The sequence below is a fragment of the Streptomyces niveiscabiei genome (assembly GCF_001419795.1).
In the GTDB taxonomy this organism is placed as follows: Bacteria; Actinomycetota; Actinomycetes; order Streptomycetales; family Streptomycetaceae; genus Streptomyces; species Streptomyces niveiscabiei.
In genome coordinates, this window is sequence record NZ_LIRL01000072.1 from 1 (window position 1) to 13,081 (window position 13,081).

The following is a 13,081-nucleotide window of genomic DNA, read 5'->3' on the forward strand; positions in this document are numbered from 1 at the left end:
GGCGGGGGCAGGTCCGCGACCGCGGGGCGGCTGCGGGCCTCTTCGGTGAGCAGCAGGCGGTGGCACGCGGCCGGAACGGTGCCAGAGGCCAGCCCCGACGCGCCGGACACCTGGAGGGCGTGCCCGACGCACTCCGCCCCGAGGGAGAGGGCCGCTTCGAGCAGCCCTTCGGCCCGGGACCCCAGTCCCGGGGGCACGCTGTCGCGATCCGCGCTGTCATCGAGCCGCCGCAGTTCCGCGGCGANNGCGCTGCGCAGCAGCAGCGCCGCCGCCCTGGTCTGGCCGAGTTCCGACGCGTGCCGAAGGGCGTCGTGCGGCAGGTGCACCGTGACGGTTCGGGGGGCGCACGGGGCCTTCTCCGCCGCCGGGAGCCCGGCGGTCTCCACGAGGCGGGCCGAGGTGTCGAGGAGGAGAAGGAGGTCGGGGGCGGCGTCGGAGAAGTAGAGAGCGTCCGGTCCGTCGTGGCGGACGGGAGACAGGGTGAGCCCGGCGGACACCTCTCCGCGGAGGAGTGGGGCCAGGGATGCGGGGGCCCGGCGAGCGGTGTGGAACGCGGTGACCACGCCGTCCAGCGCGTCGCTGGGGACCACCTTCCGTCCGAACTCCTCTGCCAACAGCCCGGCTTCGTACCACCCCAGACCCAGCCCTCCTTGGTCGACGGGTACGCAGAGCCCGTGCCAGCCGTGCTGGGTCATGGCGGCGCGTGACTCGGTGGCCGAGACGTCCGTCCGGGACGGCCAGGTCTGTGCGAGGACTTCGGACAGGTGGTTGCGCCAAGAACAGGAGAAGGGCACGTCAGACGTCCTTCCAGGGGTCGCCGCCGTCCAGGAGGTCGGTGGCCACCGTGGCCTTCAATATTTCGGAGGTGCCGGCGGCCAGGGTGAGGCCGGGGGCCTCGCGCACGGCGTGTGCCAGGTCGGGGAAGTACGCGTCGTCGTGCGGACGGGTGGCCGCAGGGCCGAGCAACTGCCAGGCCAGCAGGGCCACTCTCTGGGCGAGTTCGCTGGTCCACCACTTGGCGCCGGCCGACGAAGCCGGATTGGGCCGCCCCAGCGCGACATCGCGTACGGCGTACCACGACAGCAGCCTGGCCGAGCGGATCTCGGTGTCGAGCCGGCGCAGGTTGTGCCGCCGGCCGGCGTCGGCCAGCTGTCCGCGGGCTCTCAGCGCGGTGGCCAGTTGATCGAACCAACGGCGGGCTTTGCCGGCGAAGTTGACGCCGGCGCGCTCCAGGCCCAGGGCCTCGGTGAGCAGGGACCACCCCTGGCCGGGGCGCCCCAGCAGCGCTTCGCAGGGCAGGGCCACGTCCTCAAGCCGCACCCTGAAAAGGTGTTCGTGGTTGATCGAGTCGATGCGCTCGATGTGTACGCCCGGCGCCTCCAACGGAACGATGAACAGGCCGACTTCGGCGAATGTGCTCCGCCGGCCGCCGTTGCCGGTGCGGGCCGCCACGGTGCCGTACTGCGCCAGCGACGTCCGGGCGTTCCAGACCTTGGTCCCGTTGACGAGCCAGCCCGTCGGGGTGGCGTCGGCTCGCGTGGACATCGCCCCCAAGTCGCTGCCCACGTCGGGCTCCGTGTACAGCACGGAGAAGATGGTCTCGCCCTTCGCTATCCCAGGCAGGTACTCGGCGCATTGCTTTTCGGTACCAGCGCGCAGAATCACGTTCCCGGCGTTGTCCACGGTGTTTACGCGCACGCTGTCCGGAATTCCGTGCAGGGGCAGCTCTTCGGCGACCACGGCCGAGGTGTACTCGCTGCGGCCGAGCCCTCCGTACCGGATCGGCCAGTGCGGGGCAAGGAGGCGGCGGGCACCGAGTTCCTGGTAAATCCGGGCGGGGTGCGGGCACTCCTCTTCATCCCCGGCCCATACGCGCACCAGCTCGTCCCGGGCAAAGGGCCTGGTCAGGAGTTCGCGTAGGGCGGTGCGTAAGTCCGATTCATCTGTACTGGCGGGGTACCACATGCCGGTCCTCTGATCGGAGACGTGCGGGCTGCTGTGTGTGGGGGGAAGTCAGCCGACACTTGCCGCCAGCCATCGCAGCTTAGGTCGGCAAAGCCGAAGCTAGGCGGCAGGGCAATGCCTGTCAACAGGGGTAGGTAAGATCAAATAGAAGAAGTTTCGCGTCGCGTGTGGCTTGAATCCATCACCCTCGGAGGGTATTTGATGCGGCACGGATGATCTTGAAATTTCACTTGTGTCACCTTTGTGAAATTCTGGCGATCTTCGTTGATTGAGGCGCCGAATTCCCCGTACCCGGGATTCGTATGCTGCGGAGTTTGCCCAGGCCCTTGGCGTTGGAGCTAGCGAGGTGCCGCAAGTACGTCCCGGAGTACGTTCTCGAGCGTGACGCGGGCCAGTTCGCGCCTCAGGGTCTCCTCGATGCCCTCGTAGATGCCCTGCATCGCCGGCTGGATGCCGTACCCCACCACGCATCCCTGGTCCGGGGTGGTGCGATGCATCGCGAACAGCGGGCCGGGTTCCACTGCCTCGTACACGTCGAGCAGGGTCATCGACTCCAGCTCGCGCGCCAGCGACCAGCCCGCGCCCACGCCCCGCCGGGACTCCACGAGCCCGGCCCTGCGCAGTTCGCCGAGCAGCCGCCTGATCACCACGGGGTTGGTGTTCGCGCTGGTCGCGATCTGCTCGGAGGTGGCGACCTCATGGCCCTGGCGCTGGTAGAGACCGATCCAGGCCAGCGCGTGAGCGGCGATGGTCAACCTGCTGTTGGCGCTCATGAATCCCTGCTCTCGGCTGCAACGCTTCATGTTACGACAGCGCAGTCGTAACAAAGAAGGTTGCAACTGGGGTGTCGTAACAATTAGCGTTGCGACTGCCGGAAGGGTCACTCAACGAGGTGAGAAGAATGAGCAAGCCACTCACGGGCAAGGTCGCCCTGGTCACCGGGGGATCGCGCGGGCTAGGAGCCGCGACCGTACGGCTGCTGGCCGAGCAGGGCGCCGACGTCGCCTTCACCTACGTCAGCTCCGGGAAGCAGGCGCAGGCCGTCGTCGACGAGGTGCACGGCAAGGGAGCCAAGGCCGTCGCCTTCAAGTCCGACCAGGCGGACACGAGCCGGGCGCCGGCGCTGATCGACGACGTGGTCGCGCACTTCGGCGGCCTGGACATCCTCGTCAACAACGCGGCGATCTCGGTGGAGCAGGGCCGTACGGTGGACGACCCGGACGCCGACACCGCCGCACTGGACCGGATGCACGCCACCAACTACCTCGGCGTGATCGCCGTCATCCGGGCCGCCTCCCGGGTGCTGCGCACGGGCGGGCGCATCATCACGGTGAGTTCCGGACTGGGCTCCCGGGCCGGCGTCCCGGGCGTTGCCGACTACGCGGCGACCAAGTCGGGCATCGAGAGGTACACCATGGGGGTCGCGCGGGATCTCGGGCCCCGCGACATCACGGCCAACGTCGTGGAAGCCGGACTGATGGACAGCGGCATGCAACCGCCGGACCCCGACACCCTCAAGGCCCTGCTCAGCTCGCTGTCCCTGCAACGCATGGGGCACCCCGACGAAATCGCCGCGGCGATCGCCTTCCTGGCGAGCCCTGCCGCGTCGTACGTCACCGGCGCGGTGCTGGATGCCCACGGTGGCTACAACGCCTGAACCGGAGACCTCTGCCGCGCGCCTCGGAGGGCATCGCGTCTTCGGGGCGCGCGGCAGGGGTGATCGGGGTCGGCGGTTGGAGAAGGCCCTCGAAGCTGCCGCCGGGCGGCGCGACTCTCGTTCGCCCAGCGCCGCTCGGGCTTCAAGCGGGCCGGGCGCCGGCGCGGCATCGACGTCGAGGCCCAGCGCCCACGCGACGTCTTCCGCGACGGCGATGCCCATCCCCCGCTCACGGGCCGTCGGGTCGCCCCTGGCGGGGGACGAGCGAGTCGAGCAGGGCGGCGGCCGTGGCAATGGCCGGGTGGTCGCCGCTTCCGCTGCGCAGGACGGACAGGAACCGCCGGGTCGGCCGGGCGCTGCCGGAAAGGGGGGTGCGCGCCAGATCGGGGTCGGGCGGCAGGGACGCCGCCTGCGGAACGAGGGCGATACCGAGCCGGTGAGCAACAAGGCTCGCCACGGTGGACCATTCGCGGGCCTGGTGGGCGATGGCAGGGGTGAACCCGGCGCTGTTGCAGGCGGCGAGGATGAGTTGGCGGGCGGAACTGCCGGGGAAGCCGACGATCCACGGCTCGGTCGCGAGGTCCTGGACCGTGACGGTCGGCCGCCCGGCCAGCCGGTGGCCACTGAGGGTGAGAAGTTCGAAGGGGTCGTCGAAAAGGGCGTGTTGCTCGAACCGCTCGTCGCTGAGCGGAGGGTTGTCGACGGTGGCTTCTACGACGGCGAGGTCGGCGTCCCCGGAGAAAAGAAGGTCGAAGCAGTCGCGTGGCTCGACCTCCCGGATGGTGACGGTCAACTGCGGCCAATCTCGCTGAAGTTGTGCGGCTGCGGGCGCCAACAGGACCGAGATGGCGGTGGGGAAACCGACCAGGCGCAGCGTCCCCTGCAGCGTCGCCGCCTTCGTGGCGGCCAGCTCCGCTTCGGCCCGCTGCCAATAGTTTTCCAGCCGGTCGGCGTGGCGCAGCAGGACGCGGGCCGCAGGGGTGAGGCGCACCCGGCGGCCGTGCGGCTCCAGCAGCGGAACCTCCAACTCCCGGCTGAGCCGGCGTACATGCTGGGATGCGGCGGAGGGGGTCAGGTGCAGGGACGCGGCCGCAGCCGTCACGGTGCCGTAGTGGGCGATGGCACGCAGGACGGTGAGCCGCCGTAAATCAATCATGAAGCTGGCATACACGTTTCCGTGCAGTTATCCAACCTGGACCGCGTGGAAGGGCCTGGGCCAGACTGAGCCGAGATTCCACCCCCTCCGGACGAGGAGCCCCGGCATGTCCACATGCCCGTACTGCGGCTGGCCGGACGACCAGCCGGCACAGACGGTCTCCCAGCACCGCACGGAGGACGGCCTGACCGTATGGACCCGGTGCGCCTGCGGGTCCTTGCAGGCCAGGGTCCTCACGACCGCCTCCGTGAGGATTTCCGTGCGTGCGCATCCCCCCGCCGGGGCGCGGGGGCGTTCCTCCGTGCCGGGGACTTGAGCGTGCCGAAGGGCGCGGCGTCAGCGCGGTCGTCGGTGTCCACGGGCGTGGCCATGGTCCTGGTCGGCAACGTGGCCATACAGGGCGGCCAGGCCACGGCGCAGGTCACCTTCGCGCTGGCGGGCCCCATCGTGATCACGGCACTGCGGTTCGGTTTCGGCGCTCCGCTGCTGTGGCTGTACCGGCGTCCTCGGATGCCCATGGACCGCCGCGCACTGTTCTTCATCGTCCTGCTCGGCACCTCCCTGGCCGCGGTCAACATCACCATCTACCAGAGCTTCGCCAGGCTGCCCCTCGGCATTGCCGTCACCCTCCAGTTCCTGGGCGCCTTGACCGTCACGTCGCATGGGCCGGGTTGGCTGCCTGCGGTGTGTTCCTGATCAACTACGCGCCCACCGACGAGCTTTCCACCGTCGGAGTCGCCTTCGCCCTGGCCTCGGCGGCCTGTTGGGGCGCCTACATGCTGATCGGCGCCCACGTGGGCCACCACTACCGCGGACGGAACATCCTGGCCCCGGCGACCCTGTGGGCGGCGCTGCTGACCGTACCCGTCGCCGTCGTCGAGCAGCCCGCGGCGTTCCTGGACCCGCGGGTCCTCGGTGCGGGGCTGGTCGTCGCCGTGCTCAGCACCGTGGTGGCCAACTCCCTGGAACTCGCGTCCCTACAACGCATCTCGGCCGGGACCTTCGGCATTCTCGTCAGCCTGGAGCCGGTGATGGCCGCGTTCGTCGGGCTCCTCCTCCTGGACCAGCACCTCACCTGGGCGCAGTGGCTGGCGGCGTTTCTCATCGTCACCGCCTCGATCGGGATGACGGCCGATCAGCGCCGCCGCGGCTCCGGCCCCTCGGGCAGCGCGGCCTGCGGTGAGCGGCTGCCGCCATCGGGAGGGGTCGGGAAGAGGGCGGTCGCGGTGGGCAGTTCCCATCCGGCGCCTGGCCATGGGAGTGCGGTACGTGATCTTCCGTCCGGCTTGTCATCGCTCGATGATGTGACGTGGGTGTATCGCTGCCGGTCGGGCGTTCGGGGTTCGCCTGGGTGGCGGGGTGAGTGATCGCGAGTCGTATCCGAGTGATCTCACCGACGAGCAGTGGGTGTTGGCCGAGTTGGTGGGCGGATGGTGGGCTCCATCCTTGACCATCGTGAAGTCCAGTGTGTAGGTCTGCACGCTGGAACTGGTACTTGCTGGATGTCTTGCGGTAGCGGGCCTTCGGACGCCGGTGGCGCTGTCCGGGGAGGAGGCCGACACGGCACGGCCGATGGTCCCGGTCAACGACGCGGTTGGCCGACAGACTGAAACCGTTCTCCCGCAACAGCCTGCCCACGGTCGGCGCCGAAGCGGCATGCCCCCTGCCTGGTCAGCTCCCCCGCCAGAGACCGCAGCGGCTTGGTCGTCCAGCGCAGGGGCGGCATCGGATCGCCCCGCTCATCCGGCTCGACCAGCGCCAACAGATCGGAACGAGCAGCGGGTCAAACTCCTCGGCACTCTTGCGACCGCCGCCGTCCCAGCGAACCAGGCCCGGCCAACGGGCAGCGGGTCCTCACCGCCCTCCAGTTCGGAGACGCCCTTCCGTTCCGTCGTCTCGCTCACCTCTGCGGCACGCGCGACGGCCCGGACCCCGCCTATGCGCTTACCACACCCTGAAGAATCAGTAGTGGTTCGGGAGGACCAGGCATCGCTGATGCCTGTCTGCTGTTGTTACGGCTCTCGTTGAACGGCCACTTGGTCCTCCGGGACACCCAGTTGCAGCGCGACGCCGGCATCTCCCACTTCGAGTACCCCTGGACACACCCTGCGGATGAGCGATCTGACCGACTTCGCGCAAGCTTCGTCCTCCCGCCTCTCGCGCACCGCCCGTCTGGCGAACAAGGGTTGGCGATGCTCATCACCGGTACCCGCCCCCCACCACCACCTGGCTGTGACCGGCGCCCGTCGCTACAGCTCGCAGTCCTGCTCACTCGCGTAACGCAGCTGCCGTGCCGTTCGGGCGGATAGGTCGTTGGTCCCGGCATGACGATCTTGAAGCGCAGTGCATCACTCCTCGCCGCCCTCGCGATTGCCGCCACCCTTCCCTCGACCATCGCGGATGCCACACCGGCACACGCACAGATCGGGAAGGCCGCCGCTCTCGCTCCGGGCGCTGTGACCGGAGCGAGGATTCCCACGCCGCCGGTCGGCGTCAGCAGCCCGCACAGCATGTACGCGGCCAATGTGCCGCTGAAGCTCAACATCCTGGGTACGCTCTCCCTCGACTTCAAGGGCGGCATCAACCTCACACCGAGGACCGCCACGGAGGACGGGGCCGCATTCGAGGTCGAAGGCTTCCGGATGGAAGCGGACACCAGCCCGAGCACGCCCGACAGCGGAGCCATCATCAGCCTGACGCCGTCGAACAGGACGCTCACGCCACTGAGCGTTCTGCGGCCCTCCAGCAACGGCGGCTCGGAGATGCTCATCTACCTGAACCTCACCGTGGAAGTCATCGACAAGGCCACCGGTGAAACCACCCTGACGCTGCACACGGACCCGACGAAGTACGTCACGCTGCGGGCGGCCGACATCAAGTCGTTCCCCCTCATCAACCAGCACTTCTCGCTCCAGGAGCCGGTCTCGTTCTTCGAGGAGGGCGGCTCCGAGAGCCGCGGCACGTTGGATGCCTTCGAGGCCATCTCCAACACGAGCGCCTAGACCTAACGAAGCACTACTAGGCCGCCGGGTCCCGCACATGCGCGGCGGGATGAAAGTAGGTCGCTCGGCGGCGCGTCGAGGATCCGCGCACCCGGCACTTCCGCGCCGAGGAGGTCGCCGCCGCACGGGCCGAGCGCCTCACGCGTACCCCGGCCCTCCGCTCGGCAGGTGCGTCCCGACCGATCGGGCCACACGCCACGACTACCGCGAATGTGACTCCTGGTGTCTGTCCTGTCCAGCGCTATGGGGAGTAGCTTGGTAAAGAAGGCCCCAAGAGGAGGGCGATTCGATGCCGTGGTTCGTCTGGTTGCTCGCCGCCGCGGCCTTGGGGGCCGCGGAGTTCTTCACTCTGACGCTGGTCTTCGGACTGCTGTCGGGTGCGGCCCTGGTCACCGCCGTGGTCGCCGGTGTGGGGGTCGGCGCTCTCGGCCAGGCCGTGGCCTTCGCGGTTGCGGCGGCAGCGGGTCTCGTCATCGTCCGTCCTGTCGCGCTGCGGCACATGACACAGCAACCCCTCATCCGCGAGGGCAGCGATGCGCTGGTCGGCAAGCAGGCCGAGGTCATGCGGGAGGTCACCGCCACTCACGGCCTGATCAAACTCTCGGGCGAGGAGTGGTCCGCCCGCGCCCTCGACGAAAGCCTGGTGATCCCCGCGGGAGCGCTGGTGGACGTCATGGAGATCGAAGGCGCCACGGCCATCGTCTACCCCCGCGAACTCCTTCCATGAACGGCTGAACACAGCAACGGAGGCACTGTGGACCCGGTTGTCATCGTCGCTCTCGTGGCGGCCATCGTCGTCGTCTTCCTTGTCGCCTCCACGGTGCGGATCGTCCCGCAGGCGCGCCGCTACAACATCGAGCGGTTCGGCAGGTACAGCCGGACGCTGCAACCCGGCCTCAACTTCGTCCTGCCGGTGGCGGACCGCGTCAATACCAGACTCGACGTGCGCGAGCAGGTGTACTCGTCCGACCCCAGGCCGGTGATCACCGAGGACAACCTCGTCGTGAACATCGACACGGTGCTCTACTACCAGATCACCGACCCGCGGGCGGCGGCCTACGAGGTCGCCGACTACCTACAGGCGATCGATCAGCTCACTGTGACCACGCTGCGCAATGTCATCGGCAGCATGGACCTGGAGGAGACGCTCACCTCGCGTGAGGAGATCAACTCCCGGCTCCGCGCCGTCCTCGACGACGCCACCGGCAAGTGGGGCATCCGGGTCAACCGTGTCGAGATCAAGGCCATCGATCCACCGGCCACCATCAAGGAGGCGATGGAGAAGCAGATGCGGGCCGAGCGTGACAAGCGCGCGGCCATCCTGCACGCCGAAGGGGAGCGGCAAGCCAAGATCCTGACCGCGGAAGGCACGAGACAGAAGGACATCCTGGAGGCACAGGGGGCGCAACAAGCCATGATCCTGCGGGCGGACGGCGAGGCCAAGGCGGTAGAACTCGTCTTCCAGGCCGTCCATCGCAACAACGCCGACCCGAAGGTCCTGGCCTACAAGTACCTGGAGACGCTTCCGCATCTGGCGAGCAGCGACAACAACACCTTCTGGGTGATCCCGGGGGAGCTGACCGAGGCGGTGCGGACCGTCACGAGCGCGTTCGGGGACCAGTCGACGACCGGCAGTCCCCAGCCCACGCAATCCGAGGACGCCGCCGACGCGCCGCGCAACGGTCGGGTTCCCGAGCTCGACGCGGGCTCGGCGGTCTCACTCGACGCTGCGACGGCTGCTGACGAGGCCGGGAAGCAGGCCGCCGCCGCGGTGAGCGACGCCAAGGCGGAGGCCGAGGCCGCGATGTCGCCCCAAGCGCCGCGCCGGGAGCAGACGTCCGGCGACTGAGCTCACTCCTGGGCCGAGGCCGGAAACCGCTCCGACACTTCCAGGTCCCCCGGCCGTCCCGCACGTGCCGTGTCCTCCGGACCTCCCTCAGACCGCCGTCCGCCTCCTGCCCGAGGCTTCCACATCCCGCCCCCGCGCCGTGCGACGACTGCATGCCGCGTGGGGACCATGTCTCGCACTCCACATCTTCGGAACTGCCTCCGGCGCTGCATCTTGATCTGGTGCGGCGCCGCCATGGAAACGAAGGGCCCGTGGATCAGCTCGGTGTGCCGCGATGCTTCGGGACGGCGGTCCAAGTCCTCCGCGAACCAGCCTCCCTCCCGCGGCGAGCGCATCCAGTCAGGCGATGCCGTCATGGGACAAAGCGTGGCGATCACGGCCGTCAGGAGAAAGGAGTCGGCCGTTAGCCGGAGGGCCCTGCTTCGGGTCGCCACGATCCGGCCGGGCGGCACGATGAGCCCCCGGGAGCGGACCGCCTTGAGACGGCACTGATGGCCGAGCATGTCCTCAGCGGTCTCTTCGGGTCCCTTCGAGCAGTGTCCAACGGTTGTCGGGGGCACCGTGGTTCCGCTTGTTCCGGACTGCTTCGGTCGGGCTCGCCCCGTGCACCGATGTCCGTCAGCGGCTTCGTGGGGTGTCGCCGTCGTCCTGATCCGCCGAGTGGAGCAGTTCGATGACGCGTTCCTCGTAGCGGATGCGGGCCGGGGAGAAGTCGTACGGCGTCTTGGCGAGGGCTTCCATTGTGGTCATTCCCGTCTCGCCGGGGTGGTCGTGGTTCTGGTCCAGGAGGGCGTCGAGGGATTCGTCCAGGTCCGCTTCGGCCTCGGTCAGGTGCTCCTCCTCCGTGTGCAGTTCGGAGTGGGTGGCGAGGGTGAGGAAGCGGTCGGCCTGGGCGGCGGCCAGGGGGCCGAGGGTGCGTTCCGTGATCAGGAGGGTGTCAGCTTCGGAGGTGCCGGAAGAAGGCGCGGATGTCATCGACGAACAGGTCGGGGACCTCGAAAGCGGGGAAGTGTCCGCCTTCGGTGTGCTCGCTGAGGAAGGACGGCCCGCCGCCGGGGTGGAGGACTTTGCGGATGAGCGGGTCGCTGTAGAAGAGGGAGGAGCCCATCGGGACGTTGCCTGGGTCGCCCCAGCCGTTGTCGGGGGCGTGGGCCAGTTCCCAGTAGAAGTCGGCCGCAGCGGGGCCGGTGCGGGTGAACCAGTAGAGGCTGGCGGTGAGCAGGACGTCGTCGCGGCTGATCGGTGTGGCGGGGTTGGCCCACTGGGCGAGTTTCTCGGCGATCCAGGCCAGCTGGAGGATCGGGGAGTCGGCCAGGCCGGCAGACAGGGCGTTGGGCATGGTCGAGTGCAGGACCCGGTAGCCCTTCATCTGGGACCAGGCCCGTTGCGCCGCTTCGAGGGCGGCGCGCTCTTCCGCGTCGAGGCCGTCTGGGACCGGGAGGTCTTCGCCGGCCATGCCGAGCTGGAGGCGGTCTCCGTGAGTGTGTGCGCCGATGACCCGGTCCGGCAGCAGCATCGCGATGCGGCCGGTCACCCCGGCGCCCAGGTCGCCGCCCTCGACCCCGAAGCGCGGGTAGCCCAGCCGGGTCATCAGCTCCCCGAACGCCATTGCGGTCCGTTCCAGGTTCCAGCCCCGTGCCGACAGCGGACTGGAGAAGGCGAAGCCGGGCAGCGACGGGATGACGACGTGGAAGGCGTCGGCCGGGTCTGCTCCGTGGGCCCGCGGATCGGTCAGGGGACCTGCGGCCTGGAGGAACTCCACGAACGAGGTCGGATAGCTGTGGTTGAGCAGGAGAGGGACGGCATCGGGCTCGGGTGAGCGCAGGTGCACGAAGTGGATGGTCTGCCCGTCGACCTCGGTGAGGAACTGCGGAAAGGTGTTCAGCTGGGCCTCGTGGGCCCGCCAGTCGAACTCGTCCGCCCAGCAGGCGGCCAGTTCATCGAGGTAGGCCGCCGGGATACCCCGGCTCCAGTCGGAGCCGGTGCCGGGCACCGGATACGGCGCCCGGGTGCGGGCCAGGCGATCATGCAGGTCATCCAGATCAGCCTGCGAGATCTGGATACGGAACGACGTGATGTCGGCACTCATGGTGATCAAGCTAGGGCTTGGCCGGGCCATTCGCTGCCAGCCGCGGCCGAGCGTCGCGTCCAGAGCAGGCAGGCGAGCGTCACCGATCGGCTGGTCACCCTCGGTGAGAATCACGGCCAGATGACTCCCCATCAGTAGTCGAGTCCTTCGGCCCGGTAGCGACCCGCCGCATTGAACCGCACCTCACCCACAAGCCGATGCGCGTCGTCCGGCGTCTGGCGGTGGGATGCAAGCAGGACGTCCAGTTCGTCGTAGCGGGTGTCGATCCCGCCATGGCCGGAATGGCTCGTCGGCCCGGCCGTCCCTGCCTCATAGCGCTCGTTCCAGCTCCAGCACAGCGGCGCTCGTGGGCCAGACGCGGTATTCGTCCGCCTCGCCGCCGGGATTTTGATCATGGTCGCTGAAGTGGTGGGGCTTGCCGTTGACGTCAAGAGGCCGCACGCGGTCCGTCGGTGGGTGGACCGCAATAGCGGCCCACCTCGGCTCAGGCTGGTTCAGTAGCCCAGCTTCCACTTCTGGTAGCCACCGCCGTTGCAGCCGAGTCCGTAGGTTTGGCCGACGCGGTTACTGTCCAAACAGTGCCGGGTGCTGACGTCGGTGAGCTGCACCTGATCCCAGCTTGAGCCGACCCCGGCGAACTGCTGGTTGGACGACCCGGCGGCGTAATTCAATGTCTTTACACTTGTAAAGTCATTGGTCCACGTCAGGGCCTTGCCGCTGCGGGTTTTGATGGTGACGACATCGTAGTTGGCGTGGTATTGGAACTCGACATCCCATCTCTGCACATTGGTCTCGAAATTGCAGGTTCCCGTAATGACGTAGTCGCTGCCGGCCGGATTCCATTCCAGGCACATGCCGGTTTCCCAGTTGCGTATCAAGGTGTTCTGCACGATGACGCTTGCCGATGCGGGGCCCGCGTTGAAGAGCGAGAAACCCAGCGTCAGGCCGAGGGCGAGAACCGCCGCCCATCCGCGACGCGCGGAAAGTTTCCCCAGCTTTTTCGACATCATCATTCTTAGCCCCTCTGCGCCTCTTCCGGATCTTGCGGTAATGCGCCGTCAGCTTCCCATGGCCCATGGCACCGGAAATCAGCAACGCCGACGCCCACTGCCTGGCGGCCATCAAAGATCGCGAACGGCTCGCTGCCGCTGGGTTGAGATCGTGTCAGGCAGGAGGGACCCTTTCGGCCGTCCAGGCCAGTGATCGGCTAAGTACAGGGAAACCGGACGCGAACCGTCGTGTCCTCGTCAGGCCTGAACGGAAAATCCCCCTGATTTTGGGCGTGCGGGAGTGTTCTTTGACGCGAGGGGCTGTGCAGGGCTTCGGCATAGTCGGCGGGCGTCTGTTTCGTGGTCACTTGATT

At 68.4% G+C, this 13,081-nt stretch carries 15 protein-coding genes and 3 pseudogenes; 7 read left to right on the forward strand and 11 right to left on the reverse strand.

Features of this window, described 5'->3' with window-relative positions; genetic code table 11:
* From AOK24_RS49550 to AOK24_RS04385, 4 genes and pseudogenes are all read right to left on the reverse strand, one after another.
* Positions 1 to 197, reverse strand: a 197-nt coding sequence (locus AOK24_RS49550; protein ID WP_206191145.1) for a hypothetical protein, incomplete at its 3' end; no start/stop codon positions are given.
* Between the two features lie 49 nt (positions 198 to 246).
* Positions 247 to 794 (reverse strand): annotated as a pseudogene (locus AOK24_RS52625) (acyl-CoA dehydrogenase family protein); the annotation flags it as partial.
* A 1-nt stretch (position 795) separates the two neighbouring features.
* Positions 796 to 1,965 (reverse strand): acyl-CoA dehydrogenase family protein, encoded by a 1,170-nt coding sequence (locus AOK24_RS04380; protein ID WP_079056675.1) that lies wholly within the window; start codon positions 1,963 to 1,965, stop codon positions 796 to 798.
* 338 nt (positions 1,966 to 2,303) lie between these two features.
* Positions 2,304 to 2,738 carry an Rrf2 family transcriptional regulator gene (locus AOK24_RS04385; protein ID WP_055718733.1) on the reverse strand — a complete coding sequence of 145 codons (435 nt, stop codon included), beginning with the start codon at positions 2,736 to 2,738 and terminating at the stop codon, positions 2,304 to 2,306.
* A gap of 128 nt (positions 2,739 to 2,866) precedes the next feature.
* Between AOK24_RS04385 and AOK24_RS04390 the strand changes: the two genes are divergently transcribed.
* On the forward strand, positions 2,867 to 3,622 hold the full coding sequence (locus AOK24_RS04390) for an SDR family NAD(P)-dependent oxidoreductase (RefSeq protein WP_055718734.1): 756 nt from the start codon (positions 2,867 to 2,869) through the stop codon (positions 3,620 to 3,622).
* 229 nt (positions 3,623 to 3,851) lie between these two features.
* Here AOK24_RS04390 and AOK24_RS04395 read toward each other — a convergent pair whose 3' ends face one another.
* The gene (locus tag AOK24_RS04395; RefSeq protein WP_055718767.1) at positions 3,852 to 4,778 is read right to left on the reverse strand and encodes a LysR family transcriptional regulator; all 927 of its coding nucleotides are present in this window, start codon (positions 4,776 to 4,778) and stop codon (positions 3,852 to 3,854) included.
* Between the two features lie 106 nt (positions 4,779 to 4,884).
* Between AOK24_RS04395 and AOK24_RS04400 the strand changes: the two genes are divergently transcribed.
* Genes AOK24_RS04400 through AOK24_RS04410 form a run of 3 tightly spaced genes read left to right on the forward strand, consistent with a single transcriptional unit; the run spans position 4,885 to position 6,145 of the window.
* Positions 4,885 to 5,094: a hypothetical protein gene (locus AOK24_RS04400; RefSeq protein ID WP_055718735.1), complete on the forward strand. Its 210-nt coding sequence runs from the start codon at positions 4,885 to 4,887 to the stop codon at positions 5,092 to 5,094.
* A gap of 47 nt (positions 5,095 to 5,141) precedes the next feature.
* Positions 5,142 to 5,474: a DMT family transporter gene (locus tag AOK24_RS04405; RefSeq protein ID WP_159051792.1), complete on the forward strand. Its 333-nt coding sequence runs from the start codon at positions 5,142 to 5,144 to the stop codon at positions 5,472 to 5,474.
* Entirely contained in the window at positions 5,465 to 6,145 is a 681-nt protein-coding gene (locus AOK24_RS04410; protein ID WP_055718737.1) for an EamA family transporter, read from the forward strand. Before AOK24_RS04405 ends, AOK24_RS04410 begins: the two co-directional genes overlap by 10 nt.
* Before the next feature lie 226 nt (positions 6,146 to 6,371).
* Here the strand turns inward: AOK24_RS04410 and AOK24_RS45390 are convergent.
* Positions 6,372 to 6,715, reverse strand: a pseudogene (locus AOK24_RS45390) (ISAzo13-like element transposase-related protein); the annotation flags it as partial.
* A 387-nt stretch (positions 6,716 to 7,102) separates the two neighbouring features.
* Between AOK24_RS45390 and AOK24_RS04415 the strand changes: the two are divergent.
* From AOK24_RS04415 to AOK24_RS04425, 3 genes are all read left to right on the forward strand, one after another.
* A complete protein-coding gene (locus AOK24_RS04415) occupies positions 7,103 to 7,780 on the forward strand; it encodes a hypothetical protein (protein ID WP_133258180.1) in 678 nt (225 codons plus the stop codon).
* A gap of 289 nt (positions 7,781 to 8,069) precedes the next feature.
* The gene (locus tag AOK24_RS04420; protein ID WP_055718739.1) at positions 8,070 to 8,507 is read left to right on the forward strand and encodes an NfeD family protein; all 438 of its coding nucleotides are present in this window, start codon (positions 8,070 to 8,072) and stop codon (positions 8,505 to 8,507) included.
* A gap of 27 nt (positions 8,508 to 8,534) precedes the next feature.
* Positions 8,535 to 9,629: an SPFH domain-containing protein gene (locus tag AOK24_RS04425; protein WP_055718740.1), complete on the forward strand. Its 1,095-nt coding sequence runs from the start codon at positions 8,535 to 8,537 to the stop codon at positions 9,627 to 9,629.
* 218 nt (positions 9,630 to 9,847) lie between these two features.
* Here the strand turns inward: AOK24_RS04425 and AOK24_RS50190 are convergent.
* The 5 genes and pseudogenes from AOK24_RS50190 to AOK24_RS04445 form a co-directional block, all read right to left on the reverse strand.
* Positions 9,848 to 9,985, reverse strand: a pseudogene (locus AOK24_RS50190) (Uma2 family endonuclease); the annotation flags it as partial.
* Between the two features lie 262 nt (positions 9,986 to 10,247).
* Positions 10,248 to 10,604, reverse strand: coding sequence for a hypothetical protein (locus AOK24_RS04435; protein WP_055718742.1), 357 nt, complete (start codon positions 10,602 to 10,604; stop codon positions 10,248 to 10,250).
* Positions 10,567 to 11,724: an epoxide hydrolase family protein gene (locus AOK24_RS04440; RefSeq protein WP_079056677.1), complete on the reverse strand. Its 1,158-nt coding sequence runs from the start codon at positions 11,722 to 11,724 to the stop codon at positions 10,567 to 10,569. Before AOK24_RS04440 ends, AOK24_RS04435 begins: the two co-directional genes overlap by 38 nt.
* Positions 11,725 to 11,849: 125 nt before the next feature.
* Positions 11,850 to 12,113, reverse strand: coding sequence for a hypothetical protein (locus AOK24_RS48335; RefSeq protein WP_133258181.1), 264 nt, complete (start codon positions 12,111 to 12,113; stop codon positions 11,850 to 11,852).
* 99 nt (positions 12,114 to 12,212) lie between these two features.
* Positions 12,213 to 12,731 carry an RICIN domain-containing protein gene (locus AOK24_RS04445; RefSeq protein WP_055718743.1) on the reverse strand — a complete coding sequence of 173 codons (519 nt, stop codon included), beginning with the start codon at positions 12,729 to 12,731 and terminating at the stop codon, positions 12,213 to 12,215.
* Positions 12,732 to 13,081: the final 350 nt, after the last annotated feature.

Bases quoted from the DNA above. Each gene is read 5' to 3' on its own strand.
- AOK24_RS04400 (WP_055718735.1), top strand. From the start codon at position 4,885: ATGTCCACATGCCCGTACTGCGGCTGGCCGGACGACCAGCCGGCACAG.
- AOK24_RS04415 (WP_133258180.1), top strand. From the start codon at position 7,103: ATGACGATCTTGAAGCGCAGTGCATCACTCCTCGCCGCCCTCGCGATT.
- AOK24_RS04385 (WP_055718733.1), bottom strand. From the start codon at position 2,738: ATGAGCGCCAACAGCAGGTTGACCATCGCCGCTCACGCGCTGGCCTGG.
- AOK24_RS04395 (WP_055718767.1), bottom strand. From the start codon at position 4,778: ATGATTGATTTACGGCGGCTCACCGTCCTGCGTGCCATCGCCCACTAC.
- AOK24_RS48335 (WP_133258181.1), bottom strand. From the start codon at position 12,113: ATGATCAAAATCCCGGCGGCGAGGCGGACGAATACCGCGTCTGGCCCA.
- AOK24_RS04420 (WP_055718739.1), top strand. From the start codon at position 8,070: ATGCCGTGGTTCGTCTGGTTGCTCGCCGCCGCGGCCTTGGGGGCCGCG.
- AOK24_RS04435 (WP_055718742.1), bottom strand. From the start codon at position 10,604: ATGACATCCGCGCCTTCTTCCGGCACCTCCGAAGCTGACACCCTCCTG.
- AOK24_RS04380 (WP_079056675.1), bottom strand. From the start codon at position 1,965: ATGTGGTACCCCGCCAGTACAGATGAATCGGACTTACGCACCGCCCTA.
- AOK24_RS04390 (WP_055718734.1), top strand. From the start codon at position 2,867: ATGAGCAAGCCACTCACGGGCAAGGTCGCCCTGGTCACCGGGGGATCG.
- AOK24_RS04445 (WP_055718743.1), bottom strand. From the start codon at position 12,731: ATGATGATGTCGAAAAAGCTGGGGAAACTTTCCGCGCGTCGCGGATGG.